Source organism: Pseudomonas sp. BF-R-24, assembly GCF_019947335.1.
Lineage (GTDB): Bacteria > Pseudomonadota > Gammaproteobacteria > Pseudomonadales > Pseudomonadaceae > Aquipseudomonas > Aquipseudomonas jessenii.
In genome coordinates this window covers 222,794-241,663 of the sequence record NZ_JAGYGG010000002.1, presented here as the reverse complement: position 1 = coordinate 241,663, position 18,870 = coordinate 222,794, and the positions used below count along the sequence as shown (strand labels likewise).

The 18,870-nt window shown below is 62.9% G+C and carries 16 protein-coding genes; 1 reads left to right on the top strand and 15 read right to left on the bottom strand.

Annotated features, from left to right (window positions below; translation table 11 throughout):
- Window positions 1-124 precede the first annotated feature (124 nt).
- Window positions 125-1,039 (top strand): LysR substrate-binding domain-containing protein, encoded by a 915-nt coding sequence (locus tag KGA98_RS02695; protein WP_057712939.1) that lies wholly within the window; start codon window positions 125-127, stop codon window positions 1,037-1,039.
- A 111-nt stretch (window positions 1,040-1,150) separates the two neighbouring features.
- Here the strand turns inward: KGA98_RS02695 and madM are convergent, their stop codons facing one another.
- The 15 genes from madM to pilG all read right to left on the bottom strand — a co-directional run bounded on the left by madM (window position 1,151) and on the right by pilG (window position 18,761).
- Window positions 1,151-1,915, bottom strand: coding sequence for a malonate transporter subunit MadM (gene madM, locus KGA98_RS02690; RefSeq protein ID WP_057712938.1), 765 nt, complete (start codon window positions 1,913-1,915; stop codon window positions 1,151-1,153).
- Between the two features lies 1 nt (window position 1,916).
- On the bottom strand, window positions 1,917-2,333 hold the full coding sequence (madL, locus tag KGA98_RS02685; protein WP_154909919.1) for a malonate transporter subunit MadL: 417 nt from the start codon (window positions 2,331-2,333) through the stop codon (window positions 1,917-1,919).
- Window positions 2,334-2,398: 65 nt separating this feature from the next.
- Window positions 2,399-3,310, bottom strand: a complete 912-nt coding sequence (mdcH, locus tag KGA98_RS02680; RefSeq protein ID WP_150815078.1) for a malonate decarboxylase subunit epsilon — start codon at window positions 3,308-3,310, stop codon at window positions 2,399-2,401.
- On the bottom strand, window positions 3,307-3,927 hold the full coding sequence (locus tag KGA98_RS02675; protein WP_223500874.1) for a malonate decarboxylase holo-ACP synthase: 621 nt from the start codon (window positions 3,925-3,927) through the stop codon (window positions 3,307-3,309). Before KGA98_RS02675 ends, mdcH begins: the two co-directional genes overlap by 4 nt.
- Window positions 3,921-4,724: a biotin-independent malonate decarboxylase subunit gamma gene (mdcE, locus tag KGA98_RS02670; RefSeq protein WP_223500871.1), complete on the bottom strand. Its 804-nt coding sequence runs from the start codon at window positions 4,722-4,724 to the stop codon at window positions 3,921-3,923. Before mdcE ends, KGA98_RS02675 begins: the two co-directional genes overlap by 7 nt.
- Window positions 4,721-5,572, bottom strand: coding sequence for a biotin-independent malonate decarboxylase subunit beta (locus tag KGA98_RS02665; protein ID WP_057712933.1), 852 nt, complete (start codon window positions 5,570-5,572; stop codon window positions 4,721-4,723). Before KGA98_RS02665 ends, mdcE begins: the two co-directional genes overlap by 4 nt.
- Window positions 5,565-5,864: a malonate decarboxylase subunit delta gene (locus KGA98_RS02660; RefSeq protein WP_057712932.1), complete on the bottom strand. Its 300-nt coding sequence runs from the start codon at window positions 5,862-5,864 to the stop codon at window positions 5,565-5,567. Before KGA98_RS02660 ends, KGA98_RS02665 begins: the two co-directional genes overlap by 8 nt.
- On the bottom strand, window positions 5,864-6,739 hold the full coding sequence (locus tag KGA98_RS02655; protein ID WP_223500861.1) for a triphosphoribosyl-dephospho-CoA synthase: 876 nt from the start codon (window positions 6,737-6,739) through the stop codon (window positions 5,864-5,866). The genes KGA98_RS02660 and KGA98_RS02655 overlap by 1 nt, the downstream gene beginning before the upstream one ends.
- Entirely contained in the window at window positions 6,739-8,409 is a 1,671-nt protein-coding gene (mdcA, locus tag KGA98_RS02650; protein ID WP_008001151.1) for a malonate decarboxylase subunit alpha, read from the bottom strand. Before mdcA ends, KGA98_RS02655 begins: the two co-directional genes overlap by 1 nt.
- 248 nt (window positions 8,410-8,657) lie before the next feature.
- Window positions 8,658-9,119, bottom strand: a complete 462-nt coding sequence (locus KGA98_RS02645; protein ID WP_223500856.1) for a chemotaxis protein CheW — start codon at window positions 9,117-9,119, stop codon at window positions 8,658-8,660.
- Window positions 9,112-15,132 carry an Hpt domain-containing protein gene (locus KGA98_RS02640; protein ID WP_223500849.1) on the bottom strand — a complete coding sequence of 2,007 codons (6,021 nt, stop codon included), beginning with the start codon at window positions 15,130-15,132 and terminating at the stop codon, window positions 9,112-9,114. Before KGA98_RS02640 ends, KGA98_RS02645 begins: the two co-directional genes overlap by 8 nt.
- Before the next feature lie 37 nt (window positions 15,133-15,169).
- Window positions 15,170-17,230 carry a methyl-accepting chemotaxis protein gene (locus KGA98_RS02635; RefSeq protein ID WP_411736653.1) on the bottom strand — a complete coding sequence of 687 codons (2,061 nt, stop codon included), beginning with the start codon at window positions 17,228-17,230 and terminating at the stop codon, window positions 15,170-15,172.
- A gap of 153 nt (window positions 17,231-17,383) precedes the next feature.
- Window positions 17,384-17,923: a chemotaxis protein CheW gene (locus KGA98_RS02630; RefSeq protein ID WP_223500842.1), complete on the bottom strand. Its 540-nt coding sequence runs from the start codon at window positions 17,921-17,923 to the stop codon at window positions 17,384-17,386.
- 10 nt (window positions 17,924-17,933) lie between these two features.
- Window positions 17,934-18,299 carry a twitching motility response regulator PilH gene (gene pilH / locus KGA98_RS02625; RefSeq protein WP_007897961.1) on the bottom strand — a complete coding sequence of 122 codons (366 nt, stop codon included), beginning with the start codon at window positions 18,297-18,299 and terminating at the stop codon, window positions 17,934-17,936.
- A gap of 57 nt (window positions 18,300-18,356) precedes the next feature.
- On the bottom strand, window positions 18,357-18,761 hold the full coding sequence (gene pilG, locus KGA98_RS02620; protein WP_090451937.1) for a twitching motility response regulator PilG: 405 nt from the start codon (window positions 18,759-18,761) through the stop codon (window positions 18,357-18,359).
- Window positions 18,762-18,870: the final 109 nt, after the last annotated feature.

Below are 18,870 nucleotides of genomic sequence, written 5' to 3'. Positions count from 1 at the left end.
TCACCTCGAAATTCGTTACCGCAGAGCGCAAGGCTCAGGCTTGAAGCGTAAAAGCGCAATGTTTCTGTACGACGGGCCCGGAGTAATTGGGCACAATCGAGTCATTCCAAAAAGAGTCCGCCCCATGCTGATCGATGAAGAGTTGACCCTGAAAAAACTCGAGGTGTTCCTGGCTTTCATGCGCACCGGCAACCTGGCGCGGGCCGCTGCCGAGTTGCAGACCAGTAACGTCAGCGTGCATCGGGCGATCCATTCCCTGGAAAGCGCCCTGCGCTGCCCCCTGTTCAAGCACGAAGGCCGCAGCCTGACGCCGCTGGAAAGCGCTTATGTGCTGGAAGAGCGGGCGCAGAAGCTGATTCAGGATGTCGTCGAAAGCGTGCGCCTGACCCGCGAAGCCGCCGGGTTCTCCGCCGAACGTTTCAAGCTGGGCTCGCTGTATTCACTGACGGTCAAGACCGTGCCGCAACTGATCATGGGTTTGAAGATCCGCCGCAGCGAGCTCAACATCGACCTGATTCTGGGCTCCAACATCGACCTGCTCTACAAGCTCAAGAACATGGAAGTCGATGCGGCCCTGGTGTCGCTGGACGACAGTGTCAACGACCCGGATTGCGAGCAGATCCCGCTGTTTTCCGACGACATCTTCCTCGCCACCCCCGCCGACTCGAAGTTTGCCCAGCGAACCGAAGTCGACCTGGCCGAGGTCCGCGACGAAACCTTCATCACCCTGACCCAGGGCTTCGCCACCCATCAGGACGGCAAGCGGGTATTCGAGCAGGCAGGGTTCGAACCGAAGGTGGCGATGCAGGTCAACGACATCTTCACCCTGCTGAGCATGGTCAGTTCGGGCGTGGGTTATGCGTTGCTGCCGGGGCGGATTGCGGCGGTGTACGAGAACCGGGTGAAGCTGATCCCGTTGCAGGAAAAGTACCGGTTGCAGCAGCACATTGGCGTGGTGTTCCTGAAAGCCAAGGAGCGTGATCCGAATCTGCTGGCGTTGCTGGCGGAGTGTCGGATGTATGCCAATCGGCAGGCTTGAAACCGTGTCGAGCCCTTCGCGAGCAAGCCCGCTCCCACATTCGACCGCATTCCAAATGTGGGAGCGGGCTTGCTCGCGAAAGCGTCAGACCCGACAACTCAGCCCCTGAACCTAGCCGACAATCCCGCGAACAATGAAGTACAACAACGAAGGCCCCAGCAAGCAGCCCAACCCGGTGTGGAATGTCGCGGTCAGTGCGCCATAAGGCACCAGGCGCCGATCCGTCGCCGCCAAACCCGCAGTCACGCCACTGACCGTCCCGGCCAGCCCACCGAACACCATCGCCGAGCGCGGATTGTCCAGGCCCATCCAGCGCGCCGCCATCGGCGTGCCGACCATCACCAGAATCGCCTTGATCAGACCGGTGGCAATCGACAGCGCCACCACATCGGAACTGGCGCCAATGGCCGCGCCGGTCACCGGCCCGACAATGTAGGTCACCGCACCGGCGCCGATGGTGGTCATGCTCACCGCATCGCGGTAACCGAAGGCCCAGGCCATGCACGCGCCGACAATAAACGGCAGCACCGTGCCCAACAGCAGCGCGATCACGCCGATCAAGCCGGCCTTTTTCGCTTCCGTGGCCTGCACCTCGAAGGCCGTGGCGACGATGGCGAAGTCCCGCAGCATGGCGCCGCCCATCAGCCCGATGCCGGAAAACAGGGTCAGGTCCGCCAGGCCTTTTTGCCCGCCGGTCATCGTGCCGCCGACCCAGGCCAGTACCAGGCCGATGACGATGGCAATCGCCGAGCCGTGGATACGCCCGAAGGTCAGGCGTTTGGAGATCACTACTGACACCCACATGATCACGCCGACAAAGGCGAATGCGGTGACCAGACCGTTGTGTTCCAGACCGTTCTTGATGAGTTCCCACATATCAGCGACCTCCTGCCGGTGCGCCAACCGCCGTTACATCCACCGGTTCATCGGGCAAGGGCTCGCCTCTATGGGTCCGGCTGATCAGGGCAATGGTGCAGCCGCAGATCACCACCGAACCGATCGCTGCCAACACCGCCACCGGACCACCATGCAGCGCCGTGACCACGTTTTGTTGCGCCGCCATCGCCACCACCACCGGGATGTACATCGCGCCCCAGAAGCCGACGCCCATCTCGCAATCCTTGGTCATGCCGCCACGCTTGTGCATCCACAACCGTGCGCAAATCAGCAGGATCATCGCGATCCCGACACCGCCGACGTTTGACTTCACACCCAGCAACACCCCGAGCATGTCCCCCATGATCACCCCTGCCAGCGTACAGATCGCCAACAGCGCCACACCGTAAATAATCATTGCTGTAGTCCTCAAAGTGCATTTCGAATGTTGTTTTTGTTGTGCGAAGCCTTAAGTCAGATGATCTAAGGGTGGCGGCTTCCCTCCTCACGCATCAGCGCCTGCAAGGTGTCGAGCCGTGCACCGTCGAAGGCAATCACGGTGCCCTGCTCGAACACCCGGCGCGCCAGTCCGGTCAGCACCGCACCGGGCGGCAGTTCGATCTGTAGACGTACACCGCGCTCGTAGGCGCTTTGTACCGTGCCGCGCCAATCGACGATGCGGCACATATTGAAGGCCAGGTCGTCACGCAAAGCTTCAGGCTTGATCAGCGGACGCGCGCGACTGCCGCTCAGGTAGCCCATCTTCGGGGTGTGCAGCGGCACCTTGGCGAAGGCTTCGGCCAACCGTTGCGCGGGCGCCTCAAGCAATGGGCAGTGGGACGGCACGCTCACTGCCAGACGCTTGGCCAAGCCCGCTCCGCAACCTTTCGCCAACCCGGCCACCGCTTTCATCGCCGCGTCGCTACCGGCAATCACCACCTGGTTATCGGCGTTGATATTGGCCAGATAAACCGGCATTTCTGCGCTGTGCACCCGGGCCAATAATCCTTCCACCGTGGCCAGGTCCAGACCGATGATCGCGGTCATGCCGTAGCCCTGTGGATAAGCCTGCTGCATCAGCTCACCGCGCAGGCTGACCAGATGCAGCGCATCGCTGAAACCCAAGGCGCCAGCCACCACCGCTGCCGGGTAAGCGCCGATCGACAGGCCGGCCACGTAGTCCGGCGCCATGCCCAACTGGCGTGAAGCAGCGACGCCGGCGATCAGCAGGCAAAGCTGAACTGCCCTCGTCGACTGCAACGCCTCGGCAGAATCCAGCTGCGTCACATCTTCACCGAGCAGGTCGCTCGCCTCGTTCAACGTTTCCCGAGGTAAACGCGCCAGCATTCCGGGTTGTTGTGCACCCTGGCCGGGGAACACCAGCAAGCTGCTCATGCTGCTTGCTCCTGTGGATTCCACGGATCAGTCACCAGGGTGGCTTGAATGGCATTTTTCAGCAGGACTCGCGACGAAGCACCGGCCCATTCGCGCAAGGCAACGGCGCCCGACGGTGTCTGCAGTTGCAGGTCCACGCGGCATACGGCTGTATCAAGAACGGCCACCAACGCCTGGGCGTCGACACGACTCAACGGACGTGGCGTACGCAGGATCAGGTCGAGGTCGCTGCCCTCGTGCAAAGCGGCAAACCCACTGGCCAACTCGAACCCGGCGCTGCCGCTGACACCCCAGACCCAGCCACTGCCATCGAGGTGCGAGCGCAGTTGCGCCAAGGCACGCAGCGCCGGGAAATCGCGCCGGCCTTGAACATGGCACAGCTCTTCCGGCTGCACCCGCCGGGTGATGGCGGCGACTTCCATCACCGCGGCAAATCGCTGTTCGCGCAACGGTCCGCGCACGCCCACGGCCACCTGCCCCGCCGCGCTCAAGGCGCGACGGACCACCACCGGCTGGCCGGCACTGATCGACTCGATCACCCACGCAGGCGCATCCGCCGGCAGCTGCTGCGGGGTCATGCCCCACAGCAGGTCGTGTGCCAGTAGCGTGCTCACCACTGCGCTCTCAGCAATTGACGAACCTTGCTCGACGCCGCCCGATTGGCCGCACCCAGCCGACCGCTCAGATCACGGCCAGCGGCGGCCACATCGTCAATCGCCTGATGCAGGCACTCGGTCACCCGCGCCAGATCCGCCGCCGTCGGCTGCTCGATCTTCTCCACCGCCAAGGTTTCCCACAGCAACCCGAGGCTGGCATAGCTGTCGATGTCATAGGCCATCGGCGGCACGCTGGCAGCCAAGGCTTCGAGCTCTTCGACGCTGCGCAAGGTCACCCGCGCGGCCGACGCCTTGCCCATGGCGTGCACCATCACTCCCGGATCGCGCAGGGCGATCAAGCGATTGGCCTGATAGCCGTGGGCCAGAAACGCGCCCGACATCGCCTTGCCCACCAGCAAACCGATCACCGCATGACCGGCCAGACGGGCACGGGCATAACTGCCCGCCGCAGCGGCCAGCGCCTGATGAATGCCGAGGGCTTCCTCCCGTCGACCGTAAGCCTGGCTCGGCACGTCGACGATGGCGATCAGAGCGCGCTTGCGTGCCTTGTTTTGATCGGTGGCGATGACTTCATCCACGGCCTTGGCCAGGCCCCAGCCTTCGAGCAAACCCACTTCGCCGTTACGTGCACGGACGAAACGGTTTTCCGGGTCGGCCACCACCGCGAGGAAACGCACAGGCTGATCGCCCAGCACGGCGTCCGCGACCTTCAGCGAAGCCGGTAAACCCTCGACCGCTTTCGCTCCGACGCTCAAGGCGTTGAACCAGTTCAAGCCTCGCAGGGAATACGAACTCATGGGCGTTCTCCTTGGTACAGATCGCGAACCACGGACGGCTCGATTTGCGGTTCGGCATCCAGACGCGCCAACCGTTGCAGGAACAACCCGGCCTGTTGGCTACGCGGTTGCGCTGGCAATCCTTGCTGGAGTAACTCACCCACCTGCTGGCGGATCTGCGCCACGTCGTCGGCAACATAGCGATCCACCAGACCACTGGCGAAGCGTTGCTCGCCACCGGTCAGGCTCCAGATGAAAGGCCGGTCGCGGGAGTCGTACTCCTCGAGTCCGGCTTCCTGTTCGATCACCTGCGGGCCGTTCAGGCCGAGTCGCGCTTCCTGGGTCACCAACAGATAGCTGCACAACCCGGCGGCAATCGACATGCCGCCAAAGCAACCGACGCTGCCCGCCACCACACCGACCACGGGTTGGTACTGCTGCAAATCGACAATCGCCGCGTGGATGTCGGCAATTGCCGCCAGGCCGAGGTTGGCTTCCTGCAAGCGCACGCCGCCGGTTTCCAGCAGCAGCACGGCGCGGGTCGGGATACCGTTGCGGTTGTCTTCGGCGGCCAGTTCCAGCGCGCCGGCAATTTTTGCTCCGCCGACTTCACCGAGGCTGCCGCCCTGGAACGCGCCTTCGATGGCCGCGATCACCACCGGCAAACCATCGAGATTGCCCTTGGCGATCACCACGCCGTCGTCGGCTTGCGGCACTACGCCCTGGCGCGACAGCCACGGCGACATGATCCGTTGAAAGGGGTCGAGCAGTTCGCGGAAGGTGCCGGCATCGAGCAGGGCCTTGGCCCGTTGCCGGGCACCGAGTTCGACGAAGCTGTGCTTGTTGAGCAAAGATGCGCTGTCAGTCATGGCCGATCTCCTCGAAGCCTTGCTCCAGACGCAGGCGCACCACGCCCGGCGTCGCGCCGAAATCGTGGATATCGATATCCATGGCCGGGGGCGTCTGGCCGTCGAACATCCGTGCAAACAGATGCCGCCAGCGTTGTTCGCTGCCGTTGACCGAGGTCTGCACATTGATCGTCAACTTGCCGGCCTGACCCGGTTCGATCAGCACTTCCAGATCGCCAGAGCCGACACAACCCACCAGGGTGCGACCGCGTGGCGGCTGCCCGGCGGGGAATTCAAAGGATAAGGTTTCCATCAAAACACTCCCTGGATAAGGCCGTCGCCAGACGCGATACGGTCGATGAACAGGCAGGCTGCGAGCAGGTCGGCAGCGCCACCGGGCGAGGCATTCAACGCGATGAGTTGTTGGTCCAGCTCATGCAGGCGGCGACGTCCGCCGAGGCTGGCGCTGCCGCCCGCATCGAGCACCGCCCGGGCGCCCAGTTGCATGGTGTGCAGCCCTTCTTCACCGGCGCGGTAAAGCACGCAGGTGTCGGCCAGACTCGTCATGATCGCCAACAGCGCATCGAGCCGGGCGTTCTGCTCGCCATGACCGGCGGCGCGGCTGCGCAGCAGTTGTGGCAGTGCACGTTGGGTCACCGCCGGAAAACCCAGTTGCGCTTCTTCACGGGCGCCGCGAGCGCCGTAGCGTTGGGCGACTTGCGCACCGTGACTGAGCGGATGTGGCGCAAAACGGTCGTCGAGCAGGGCCAGCCGCGCCGCCCGTAACGCCACGCTATTGGCGTTGCAGGATTGAGGTTCCAGTGCAGCGGCAGTGATCAGCAACCCCAAGGCCCAGATCGCCCCGCGATGGGTGTTCACCCCGCCGGTGGTGTCGAGCATGGCTTGCTCACCTTCGCGACCGATGCGGCCCACGGCTTCGCGCAGGGGCAAGCCGATCTCGCCGAACTCGATGGCGACTTCCGCCATTTCTTTAAAGGCCGGCCACAAGGACAGCGCCGAGGCGTGCATCAGCCCCAGGTGCAAATCGGTGTGGGCGCCATTGCCGCGACGGTCGACCAGTGCCGGTTTCGGCGACAGATCAGCCTCGTCGATCAACGCATCCACTGCCAGGTCCGCCAGCCGTTCGGCCAGGCTCAGGCTTTTTGGTTGCAGGTTAAGTGCGTGCATTACCAGCTCCTGAACTTGGCGGGCGGGTTGTAGAGGCCACCGGACCACTCAACCAGATCGGCCACGCTTTTCGCCGCGAGCAGTTCGCGGGTGGCGTCGGTGCGGCGGATGCCGAGGTCTTCGGGCAAGGCGATCAGGCCTTCGCGGCGCATGCGCGCGGTGTCTTTGGGGTTGTGGCGCAGGCCGATGGCGGTCACCCCGGCGACGGCGGCGATCATCGCCTGGCGTTCTTCCAGTGAGCGCGCCTTGTACAGGTAGGCGATGCCTTCTTCGGTCAACAAGTGGGTGACGTCGTCGCCGTAGACCATGATCGGCGCCAGTGGCATGCCGCTTTTCTTCGCCACATCCACCGCATCGAGGGTTTCGACGAAGGTCGGTTTGCCGCCCTCCTGGAAGGTCTCGACCATCTGCACCACAAGTTTCTTGCCGCGTTCGAGCATCGGCTCTGCCACATCGGTATTGCGCATGTCGAGCCAGGCCGGCGTGCCATGGCGACGACCGCGTGGGTCGTGGCCCATGTTCGGTGCGCCGCCGAAACCGGCCAGGCGCCCGCGGGTGACGGTGGAAGAATGACCATCGCCATCGACCTGCAAAGTCGCGCCGATGAACAGGTCCACGGCGTATTGCCCGGCCAGCTGGCTGAACATCCGGTTGGAACGCAGGGAGCCGTCGCGCCCGGTAAAGAACACATCCGGCCGCGCCGCAATGTAGTTCTCCATCCCCAACTCGGTGCCAAAGCAATGCACGCTTTCGACCCAACCACTTTCAATCGCCGGGATCAGCGTCGGGTGCGGGTTGAGCGTCCAGTTGCGGCAGATCTTGCCTTTGAGGCCGAGGGATTCGCCGTAGGTCGGCAGGATCAATTCGATGGCAGCGGTGTTGAAACCGATGCCGTGGTTGAGCGACTGCACATTGTGTTTTTCGTAGATCCCGCGAATCGCCATCATCGCCATCAGCACGTGCACAGGCTTGATGTGCCGAGGGTCGCGGGTGAACAGCGGTTCGATATAGAACGGCTTGTCGGCCACCACCACGAAGTCGACCCAGGAGGCGGGGATGTCGACGCGCGGCAGGTCGCTGACGTCGTCCACCAACTGGTTGACCTGGACGATGACGATGCCGTCGCTGAAGGCCGCCGGCTCGATCAGCGCCGGGGTGTCTTCGGTGCTCGGCCCGGTGTAGATGTTGCCGGCGCGGTCGGCCATGAACCCGGCCGACAACACGACGTTGGGAATCAGGTCCACCACCAGCCGTGCGTAAAGTTCGATGTAGGTGTGGATCGCGCCGACTTCCAGCAGGCCGTCTTCAAGCAACTGGCTGATGCGCAGGCTCTGGGTGCCGGCGAAAGAGAAGTCGAGTTTGCGGGCGATGCCCCGTTCGAACAGATCCAGGTGCTCGGAGCGTCCGACGCTGGGCATGATCATGTGCAGGTCATGCAGCTTCGCGGGGTCGGCCTTGGCCAGGGAGCGCGAAAGGAAATCCGCCTGCTTCTGGTTGTTGCCTTCGAGCACCACGCGGTCGCCGGGCAGAATCAGCGCTTCAAGCGCCGCGACGATGTTGTCGGTGGGCAACACCACACCGTCGGCAAGACCTCGCACCAGCTCGAGGCGCCGCTGCTTTTCGCTGCGCCGCCGCGTCCATCGCGAGTCGGGGGATATTGTTGTTGTCATGACCACTCCACGGGTTCGCTGTCGTGGGGGTCACCTTAGGAGTGTTGGTTGGGGGTATCAATCAAGCAGAGTGGTGGATCGTTACGCTCAAGTTAATGATCGAGATCTGCGTTGTTCATGCGGGCCTCTTCGCGGGCAAGCCCGCTCCCACAATGACCATGCATTACCCCGCATCCAAGGCAACCACAACCCCCTGTGGGAGCGGGCTTGCCCGCGAAGGGGCCGGTCAGATCACCGCTGAATCCAGATCAGTCGATCAATCCTGCATTCACCAGTAACGCCTCCAGTGCCAACAAGTTCGGCACCTTGGCCACTTGCTCGCCCACCTGCACCGCTGCCTGCTCCAGCGGACACAACGGCACATCCACATAACTCAACTGGCTATCGAGCTTGCAGGAGCGCGGAATCCCCTGCACCAGCAGGGCGATGAATTTCAGCTCGGGGCGCCCGCCCAAGGCGTTGAGAATGACGATCCGCGCGCGTTCGCCGATGACGATTTTCTGTGCGCATGCCGACTCGAAACTCAGCAGCGGAATCTGCCGGTCACGCCATGTCACCAGGCCCAGGTACCACGGCGGCGTGTCGAGGTCGAACGTCCCCGGCTGCTGGTAATCGATCAGCTCGGCAACGGCGACGTTGGGCAGGATCAGGTTGCGGTCGGCCAACGGCAGCAGCAGGCCGGTGAGGTTGCTGGTGCGGTGCTCAAGCATGGGTCTTGCTCCACAAGGCGATGCTTTCGAGCAGCACCGATTCCTGGTACGGCTTGCCAAGGTAGTCGTTGACGCCAATGGCCATGGCGCGGTCGCGGTGTTTCTGTCCGGTGCGGGAGGTGATCATGATGATCGGCAGGTGTTGCAGGCGTTCGTCGTTGCGCACCTGGGTCGCGACTTCGAAGCCATCCATGCGCGGCATCTCGATGTCCAGCAGCATCAGGTCGGGCATGTGCTCTTCCAGCAGCAGCATGGCATCGACTCCGTCCTTGGCGGTCAGCACGCTCATGCCGTGGCGTTCGAGCAAGCGGCTGGTGACCTTGCGCACAGTGACCGAGTCGTCGACCACCATCACCAGCAGCGGCCGATGCGGTTCGACCTCGACCTCTTGCCCCGCCGGACGCTGGGGCACACGGGCCTGCATGGCGCGGATCGGCGCCAGCAAATCCAGAATCAGCACCACCCGGCCGTCCCCGAGAATCGTCGCCCCGGATACCCCTTGCACGGCCGCAAATTGCGGCCCCAGGCTCTTGACCACGATTTCGCGAGTGCCGGCCATGGCATCCACCAGCACCGCGATGTGCCGTTCGTTGCACTGCACCAGCAACACCGGCAATGGCAGGCTCTGGCCCAACAGCTTCGGGCGCGGGCTGGTTTTCAGCAGCTCACCCAGATAGCACAGCTCGTAATGTTGGCCGGCGTATTCGTAGGTTGGCGAATCGAAGCGGAAATACCCTTCGAGTTCATTGGGCAGAACGCGAACGATGCCGTCGATGGTATTGAGCGGGATCGCGTATTGGTCCTCACCGCACTGCACCATCAACGCCCGATTGACCGAAACGGTAAACGGCAGGCGAATGCGGAAATGCACGCCCTGCCCGGGCACCGAGTCGATGCTCATGGTGCCGCCCAGTTGTCGCACCTCTTCGTGCACCACGTCCATGCCGACGCCGCGCCCGGAGATCTGGGTGATTTTTTCGGCGGTGGAAAACCCCGGTTGCAGGATGAACTGCAACACGTCGTGATCACTGATGATGCTGTCCGGGGCGAGCAGGCCGCGCTTGATCGCCTTGCGCCGCACCGCGTCCAGCGGTACACCGGCGCCGTCGTCGCGGATGTCGAAAATGATGTCGCCGCCTTCGCGCAGCAGATCGAGGGTGATTTTCCCCTTGGCCGGCTTCCCCGCCGCCAACCGCACTTCAACGGACTCCAGGCCATGGTCGACGGCGTTGCGCAGCATGTGTTCCAGCGGCGCGGCCATACGTTCGAGAACGCTGCGGTCCATTTCACCTTCGGCGTTGTCGACGATGAAGTCCACGTCCTTGCCCAGTTCGCTGGACACCTGCCGGACGATGCGCTGCAAACGCGGGAGCATGCGTTCGAACGGCACCATGCGCGTACGCATCAGGCCTTCCTGCAGTTCGGTGTTGATGCGGCCCTGCTGTTGCAGGAGGTTTTCCGTGTCCTGATTGCGTCGCTCGAGGGTTTCCTTGAGGTCGAGCAAGTCAGAAGCCGACTCGAACAATGCCCGGGACAGTTGCTGCAACTGTGAGTGGCGGTCCATTTCCAGCGGGTCGAATTCCTCGTAGCCCAGGCGTTCGGCCTCGACTTGCTGGCGGCTGAGGATCCGCCCCTGGGTTTCGGTATCGAGGCGGCGCAACTGGTCGCGCATCCGCTCGATAGTGGTCTCCATCTCATTCAGGGCGATGTGCGCATCGTTGACCTGTTGTTCGATTCGGCCACGGAAGATCGATGTTTCACCGGCCAGGTTGACCAGATCGTCGAGCAGCTCCGCCGAGACCTTGACCATGTCCGCGCCGGCATCGGACGGCGGCGCCAGCGGCTCGGGCTTGGGCGTGGCCGACGGCGCAACCGACGCGGGCGTTTCCGGCACGGCCGGATGGCTGAAGTTCTTGATCGCATCGATCAAGCGATCGGCCGGCGGCATCGGCTCACCGGCGCGGGCCGCATCGAGCATCTGCGCCAGGCGGTCATGGCTGCGCTGCAACAGCGCGAACAACGGCTCCGTCGGTTGCAGCACGCCGGTGGACAGGCCTTCGTAGAGGAACTCCAGTTCATGGGCCAGATCACCAATCGCGGCGATTTCCACCATGCGCGCACCGCCCTTGAGGGTGTGCAGGTCGCGCAGCAGGGTTTCCACCTCCTGACGACTCGAAGGCTGGGCCTGCCAGCGCTCAAGCGCCGCCCCGGAGCTTTCGATAATGTCGAAACCTTCCTCGAGGAAGATCTCCAGCAATTCAGTATCGTGCGCAGCCGCGTCGCTGCCGGTCGCCTGCCGGGTCCCCTCGGCGACACCCGCATGCCCTTGACGGTAGGCACGAATGGCTTCGATCAGCTCACGGGAATCGTCCAGCGGCTGGTTGAGTTGCAACTGTTCAAGGTACAACGCCAGTCGCTCATGGCTCTGTTTGAGCAGCACCGCCAGTGAATCGCTGAAGGCATAACGACGGTCCACCAGCCCCTGGTAAAGGCTTTCCAGCTCATGGGCCAGATCGCCGACCGGCCCGACCCCGGCCATGCGTGCACCGCCTGTGAGGGTGTGCAAATCCCGTTGCAGGGACGACAGCGGCGCGGCGTTGTCCGAGTCGCGCAACCAGCGCTGCAAGGCCTGACCGGCGCTTTCGAGGATATCCACCGCCTCTTCAAGGAAGATCGCAACGATTTCATCGTCCAGTTCGCGCCCCTCTCCTGTAGGAGCGAGCTCGCTCGCGATGGGCGTTAACGATGACGCGTTGTCATTGGATAAGCGCGGCGCATTTGAGTCCATCGCGAGCGAGCTCGCTCCTACAGGGGCAGGGGGTAGCGTGCGCTCAAGTTCCTCGGTGGCAGAACCCAGTTCGCGGATGCTCAGGCTTCGGCTGCCATCGCTGCGGATCAGGCCCATGGCCGACGGGTCAAGGCTCTCGTCGAGCAGCTCGCGCAAGGCCCTGATCCGTTGCGGCTGCGGGCTGACTTCCTGCCCGGCGGCCAGTTCGTCGAGCATGTTGATCAGCGCTTCGTGGGCACCCTGTGCTTCATGGAAAAACCGCTCGCTGACCGCCAGGCTGCTTTCTTCCACGGCACCGTACAGGTCGAGCAACGCTTCGCACAACTCGTCCACCGGGTGCAGGTCGGCCAAATGGGCGCCTTCGCCGAGGGTGGTCAATTCGTCCAGCAGCGCGCTGAGTTCCTGACGTTCGCCGGGGTGTTGCTGCCAACGCTGCAACAGGCTTTCGGCGTCCAGCAGGATGTCCATGCCCTGGGCGAGGAAGTTGTTGATCAGTTGCGGGTCGCGCTTGATTCGCAACCCGGTGTTCGGTGTGCTCAGGAGGTTTTCCAGGCGCTCGGCCAGCTGCGCCCTGGCGCGCTCGGTCAACCCCCGGGCACCGGGAATTTCCGCCAGCGGATCGCGCTTGAGCTGGCGCAAGCCGAGGCGAAACAGTCCTTCTGCCTCCAGTAACAATTCGACTTCATCCAGATCCAGTGCGATCAGGTGCGCCTTGTATTCCCGGGCCAGTTGATCCAGCGGTGCGGCCAGTTCGGCAATCGGCAACACGCCGGCCATCGAGGCGCTGCCCTTGAGGGTGTGCAAGGCGCGCTGCAATTCGTCGCTGGCCTGCAACGGCACATGCTCGGCGGCCTGATCAAGGAATCGATTGAGGCTGCCCAAGTGGGTTTCGGCCTCTTTGCGAAAGATCTCCAGCAACAGCGGATCGAGGGCCGCGACATCTTGCGTATCCTCATCGGACACCGGTTCATCGCCCTTGGCCAAGGCATGGGCGCGGGCGGCCAACTGATCGACATCGTTGCGCTGACGCTGGGCATTGGCGGCGTATTCAGCCACCAGCTCCGGCAGCAGATGCAGCACATCGCCGATCAGTTGCTGCACCGTAGCACCCGGCTCCACACTGTTCTCCAGTACGCGATTGAGCAGGTTTTCCACGGCCCAGGCCAGCTCGCCCAGCACCAGGGCGCGCACCATGCGGCCACTGCCCTTGAGGGTATGGAAGGCGCGGCGCAACTCACTCAGGGCCGAGCGGTTGTCTGGGTTGGCGGACCAGCGCGGCAAGTAATCGCGCAGGATTTCCAGGACTTCGTCGGTTTCTTCAAGGAACACTTCGCGCAGTTCTTCGTCCACCGGCTCTTCGCCTGCAGGTGGCGGCAGCAGGCTGCCCGGGGTGTTCAGCGCGGGCGGATTCAGAGTCGAAACCGGACTGGCGAGCACATCGGCCAAGGTCTGGACGACCTGTGGATCCTCCAGCTCCTGCATCATCTGCATGACCTGCGCCTGGGTCGGGTTGAGCACATCATCAAGCACTGGCACATGCTGCTCACTGGGGAAAAAACCGAGGTTCGCCAGGCTTTTTTCCGCGACATCGAGCAGGTTTTCGCCTTGAGCTTGCGGGTCATCACCGAGGCGTTCGAGATAGTACTCGATGCTGGTGATCACGTCGGCCAGGCTGTCCAGTTCCTGCCAGCCCGGTTGACCAGGCTCGAGCAACAGGTGCTCGCGAATGAAGTGATTGCAGGTTTCGACCAGGCTCGCCGCCCGGCTCAACGGAATCATCGCCAGCGCCCCGCGCACCTGGGTGAGCAAGGCCGGCAACGCCTGCAAGTGCTGGCGGTCCCAATCGGCGTCGATGTAGTCGACGATCATGTCCTTGGCCTGCTGCAAACAGATGCGGGCCTCCTTGATCACGATCTGATGGATCTGCGTCAGGTCGGTGGTGGGCAGGCGGTTGTCGTCCTGGCTCTCCGGCTCCACGGTACCGACCATGCCGGCCAGCGTCGCTTCGACGTACAACAGGGCCCCTGCAACGTCCATGAGGATCGCATCGTTGGGTTCGCGCTGGCCCTGAGCGAGGCTGAGCACCACCGCCAATTGATCGATGATCACCTTGCGCGGCTGGCCGAAGCCCAGGACTGCCAGGGTGTCGGCGATTTGCCGCAGCGGCGCCAGCAGGCTGTCGAGGTCGGAAGTGTGCTGGCGGTCACTGCGCACGAACAGGTCCAGGCGCTCCTTGACCCGCACCAGCTCTTCGCACAGCGCAGCCAGCACCGAGCGCATGGCGTCGCGGTCGGGACCGGCCAGGCGCGCGCGTTCTTCATCGACCATCACGCTGTCGGGCAGCGCGTCGTCCAGTGAGTAGCGTTCTTTCATGGTCAGCATCTGCCCGGTGGGATGTTCGGCCTTGGCAATATAGAAGAGCAAACTCTTGAGCAGCTCCGGCGGGGCCGGTTGGTTGATGCCGGGCATGCCTTGTTCGAGCAGGCGCTTGAGTTCCTTGTCGGCATCCTTGAACAGGCTGCGCAAGGCCGGGCTATTGGCGATCGCACCGCCCTGCATGCCTTCGACCAGCGCCGATGCCACCTGCCATAACGGGCTCAGGGGGGCGTTGTCGCACAGTGCTTCAAGGCGGGTGAATACCTTGGCCAGGTAATCGAGGTTGGTGTCGTTGTCCTGTTCGCGCAAAAAACCGACCAGCGCCATTTGCAGCATCTGCCGCAGCTTTCGCAGCACACCGGGCAGTTCGGCCGGTTCCAGCTGCGCCAGCGCTTGTGCGTCCAACGCTGGCAACTCGGGCAATTGCGGGCTGAACAGGCTGGTTTCCGACAGCAGGCTTTCGCCGCGGGCGCTGCGCAGGTCGTTGATCAGTGGCAACACCACCAGTGGCAAGTCGCGGCGCGCGCCTTGCACCCGGTCCAGGTAGATCGGCAACTGCCCCAGGGCCTGCATCAACAGGTGCAATGCCTCGTCGCGATGGCTGACACGGTTGCCCTGCAAGGCCATGGCCAGCTGTTCCATTTCTTCGGCGAGCAACGCCGCGCCGTAGAACTCGACCATCTGCAAACTGCCGTGAACCTGATGGATGCACGAAAGGCTTGCATCCAGCGCTTGCGTCGCCTGCGGGTCATCGAGCAGGTTTTCAATCGCGTGATGAGCCTGTTTCAGCGTTTCGGCAATCTCGCCCTTGACCCATTCGAGGGCCACATAGTCGTGCCGATCACCCATAACCACTCCAATCACAATTCAGATACCCATGGGCGGTTCAAGCTTTGTCCACAACCTGCGCCTTGGCATCCGGCAAGGTGAAACCGGACACCGAACGACGCAACTGACTGGCCATTTTCGCCAGGTTGCCGATGCTGTCGGCCGTAGCGGTGGAACCCGACGATGTCTGCGAGGTGATCTGCTGGATCACGTTCATTGTCAGGGAAATCTGACCGGCCGACGACGTCTGCTGTTGCGCCGCATTGGAAATACTCTGGATCAACGCCGCAAGAGTCTTGGAGACGCCTTCGATTTCTTCCAGGGCCACACCGGCATCCTGCGCCAGACGGGCGCCGCGCACCACCTCGGTCGTGGTCTGTTCCATGGAGATGACCGCTTCGTTGGTGTCGGTCTGGATCGCCCGCACCAGGGTTTCAATCTGCCGCGTGGCCGCGGATGAGCGTTCGGCCAGGCGTTGCACTTCATCGGCGACCACGGCGAAACCGCGACCGGCGTCACCGGCCATGGACGCCTGGATGGCCGCGTTGAGGGCCAGGATATTGGTCTGATCGGCAATGTCATCGATCAGGCTGACAATGTCGCCGATTTCCTGAGAAGACTCGCCCAGGCGCTTGATGCGTTTGGCGGTGTCCTGAATCTGCTCGCGAATGTTGTCCATGCCGTGGATGGTGTTGTGCACCACCTCGTTGCCCTTGTTGGCGATTTCCACCGAGCGTTCGGCAACCGCCGAAGATTCCGCCGCGTTGGCCGACACCTGGTCGATGGACTCGGCCATGTCGTTGATCGCCATCGACGCTTCGCAAATCTGCTGGGCCTGGTGCTCCGACGCCTGGGCCAGGTGCATGGCAGTGGCCTGGGTTTCCTGCACGGCGGCGGCCACCTGGCCGGCGGTGAGGTTGATGGTCGCGACCAGATCGCGCAACTGGTCGACGGAGTAATTGATCGAGTCGGCGATGGTGCCGGTAAAGTCTTCGGTTACCGAGGCCGTCACGGTGAGGTCGCCGTCGGCCAGGTCTTCGATCTCGTCGAGCAAGCGCATGATCGCGTTCTGGTTACGCTCGTTTTTCTCGGCGGTTTCACGCAACTGACGATTGGTTTCGCGCACCATCACCAAACCGATCAGGATGATCGAAGCCAGCGCCAACAGGCCCAGCACATAGCCGCCAATGGTGTCGGTGGTTCGCCCGCCGACCATGTTTTCAAAACCGCTGGCCAGGTGTGAGGCTTCGTCGAGCAGGGTTTGCGACAGACTGAAAATGTTCGAGGCCGATTCGCGGACCTTGAACAGCTCCGGCGAGGTTTCGAGGATCTCGTCCACCGAGCCCGAGACGAACTCGAACAGCTCGGAGATTTCCGCGAGTCGCGCACGGGCGTCGCGGTCTTCGACCTGGCTGACCTTGAGCGCCGGGTCGCCCTGGAGCATGCCGTTGAGCACCTTGCCGAACTGCGTTGCGTCACGCCCGAACGCATCGGCGGCCTGCTGTGAATTTTCGTCGCCGGCCAACACCGTGTTGACCGCGCCGAGGATCCGCTCGGCCAGCAGCGATTGGCGCTGAGCCATGGCCACCTGAGCCGCCGGGGCGCCCCGCTGCAGGAGAGTCTCGACGACTTTCTCGTACTCGACCTGCAACTGCGGCACGGTTTCGGCCAGGGTCGCGGCGACCTGATGCAGCGACAGAACGGTTTGCTCGCTGGAGAGAATCGCATCGGTGTTCTTCAGCAGCCGCTCCCAGTCCTGTTGCACCGCGCGCATCTCCGGACGCACGGTGGCGGGGGCCGGCGGCAGGCCTGTGGCTGGGTCACCCTTCTTCAGAAAACCCCAGCGCCGGGCAAAATCGTTGCGCGCATCGCTAAGCAACTTGAACGCGGCAGCCTTGCCGGCGGCGGCTTCGGTGGCGTTCTTGGCGATACGCTGGGACAGCACGCGCAGTTCGCCAGCGTGGCCGATGTACTGCTTGTCGTAGATAGCCTGGGTGTTGAGGTACGCGAAGTTGGCGAACAGCAGCATGATGAAGACGATCAGCGCGATGAACAGCACGATAATCTGCGACCGGCTGCGCGACCCTTCCATTGGCTTGCCTGCTTTTGCTTTTATCATCGGTCCTCGCCTGTTAACCCACTTTTTGGCTTGCCCGCAAACCTGTGGGAGCGGGCTTGCTCGCGAAAGCGGTAGATCAGCCAATATCAATGTTGAATGGACTGCCGCCTTCGCGAGCAAGCCCGCTCCCACATTGGATCTCTGTTGTTTCTGTCACACCGCGACGTTCATGAACCCCTGAGACTGCGTCAATGCAAACGGGCTGAACACCTGCCAGCACTGCTCACGCTGAAACCGGCCTTTGACAAACGCCGCCATCGTCCCCTTCAGCTCATCTGCCGGCATCGGCTCCAGGCTGTCCTGGGCAAAGTGCTGGAGGCCGAAGACTTCATCGACCAGCAACCCGGCGAACACCTCTTCATGTTCCACCACCAACACCCGCCGCTGTCGGCGCACCGCCGAAAGCTCGTGCCCGAAAAAGCCGCACAAGTCCATGACCGGCAGCAAACGCCCGCGCAGGTTGGCGACTCCCTTGACCCAGGGTTTGACCCCCGGCAGCTGGGTGAGGCGCGGCTCATGCAAGACTTCGCTGACTTCGCTCATGGGGGCGACATACCAGTGCTCGCCCAGGCGAAAACCGATACCGCTCCAGCTGTCCCGCCGGGCCGGCTGGGACGGCAAGTCCGCCGCCAGCAACCGACAGCGCTGGTCGATTTGCAGCAGCAGTTCGAAGGCCGTCAGCGACTCGTTCATGGCCTGACGATCAACCGGCCAGCACGTTGTTCAGGGTCTTGATCAGGGTGTCTTCATCGACCGGCTTGGTCAGGTAGTCCTTGGCACCCTGGCGCGTGCCCCAGACTTTGTCGGTTTCCTGATCCTTGGTGGTGATGATGATCACCGGGATGTGCCCGGTTTCCGGGTCCTTGGTCAACTGGCGGGTGGCCTGGAAGCCATTGAGGCCTGGCATGACGATGTCCATCAGCACCGCATCGGGCTTTTCCTGGCGGGCCAGGGCCACGCCGTCGGCGCCGTTTTCGGCTTTCAACACTTCATGACCGTGCTTTTCCAGCATGCCGGTCAGTTTGTACATTTCGGTCGGCGAATCATCGACGATCAGAATACGTGCCATGGTCTTCCCCATTCTTGTCGACGCCTGGCCCGATGGCCGAGCGTCACTGTGCGTGTCCTACTGCGGCAAAACGGCGGCGAAGCCAGGAACATGGGCCTGGATCGCATCAAGCAATTCTTCCTTGCTGAAAGGCTTGGTCAAAAACTGGTCGGAGCCGACGATGCGCCCCTTGGCCTTGTCGAACAGCCCGTCCTTGGACGACAGCATAATCACTGGCGTGGACTTGAATGCGCTGTTGTTCTTGATCAGGGCGCAGGTCTGATAACCATCCAGGCGCGGCATCATGATGTCGACAAAGATGATGCCGGGATGGTTGTCGACAATCTTGGCCAGGGCATCAAAACCGTCGATGGCCGTGATGACCTCACAACCCACGTTCTTGAGCAGCGTTTCGGCGGTGCGACGGATCGTCTTCGAATCGTCGATTACCATGACCTTCAAGGCGCTGGGGTGCTGTTCCATAAAATGCTCTACCGTCGCCTTTGCGAAACAAATTGTCCGTTTGCCGGTTAACGCGGCTCGAAACCCTTGGTGCTCAAGGGCCGGCACGACATGGCAGCCTTTTTAGCAC

Excerpts from the sequence above, each read along its gene's own strand:
- KGA98_RS02665 (WP_057712933.1), bottom strand. The coding sequence starts at position 5,572 with ATGACTGACAGCGCATCTTTGCTCAACAAGCACAGCTTCGTCGAACTC.
- KGA98_RS02655 (WP_223500861.1), bottom strand. The coding sequence starts at position 6,739 with ATGCACGCACTTAACCTGCAACCAAAAAGCCTGAGCCTGGCCGAACGG.
- mdcH (WP_150815078.1), bottom strand. The coding sequence starts at position 3,310 with ATGAGCAGCTTGCTGGTGTTCCCCGGCCAGGGTGCACAACAACCCGGA.
- pilH (WP_007897961.1), bottom strand. The coding sequence starts at position 18,299 with ATGGCACGTATTCTGATCGTCGATGATTCGCCGACCGAAATGTACAAA.
- KGA98_RS02660 (WP_057712932.1), bottom strand. The coding sequence starts at position 5,864 with ATGGAAACCTTATCCTTTGAATTCCCCGCCGGGCAGCCGCCACGCGGT.
- mdcA (WP_008001151.1), bottom strand. The coding sequence starts at position 8,409 with ATGACAACAACAATATCCCCCGACTCGCGATGGACGCGGCGGCGCAGC.
- KGA98_RS02635 (WP_411736653.1), bottom strand. The coding sequence starts at position 17,230 with ATGATAAAAGCAAAAGCAGGCAAGCCAATGGAAGGGTCGCGCAGCCGG.
- KGA98_RS02630 (WP_223500842.1), bottom strand. The coding sequence starts at position 17,923 with ATGAACGAGTCGCTGACGGCCTTCGAACTGCTGCTGCAAATCGACCAG.
- madL (WP_154909919.1), bottom strand. The coding sequence starts at position 2,333 with ATGATTATTTACGGTGTGGCGCTGTTGGCGATCTGTACGCTGGCAGGG.
- KGA98_RS02640 (WP_223500849.1), bottom strand. The coding sequence starts at position 15,132 with ATGGGTGATCGGCACGACTATGTGGCCCTCGAATGGGTCAAGGGCGAG.
- madM (WP_057712938.1), bottom strand. The coding sequence starts at position 1,915 with ATGTGGGAACTCATCAAGAACGGTCTGGAACACAACGGTCTGGTCACC.
- KGA98_RS02695 (WP_057712939.1), top strand. The coding sequence starts at position 125 with ATGCTGATCGATGAAGAGTTGACCCTGAAAAAACTCGAGGTGTTCCTG.
- KGA98_RS02645 (WP_223500856.1), bottom strand. The coding sequence starts at position 9,119 with ATGCTTGAGCACCGCACCAGCAACCTCACCGGCCTGCTGCTGCCGTTG.
- mdcE (WP_223500871.1), bottom strand. The coding sequence starts at position 4,724 with ATGAGTTCGTATTCCCTGCGAGGCTTGAACTGGTTCAACGCCTTGAGC.
- pilG (WP_090451937.1), bottom strand. The coding sequence starts at position 18,761 with ATGGAACAGCACCCCAGCGCCTTGAAGGTCATGGTAATCGACGATTCG.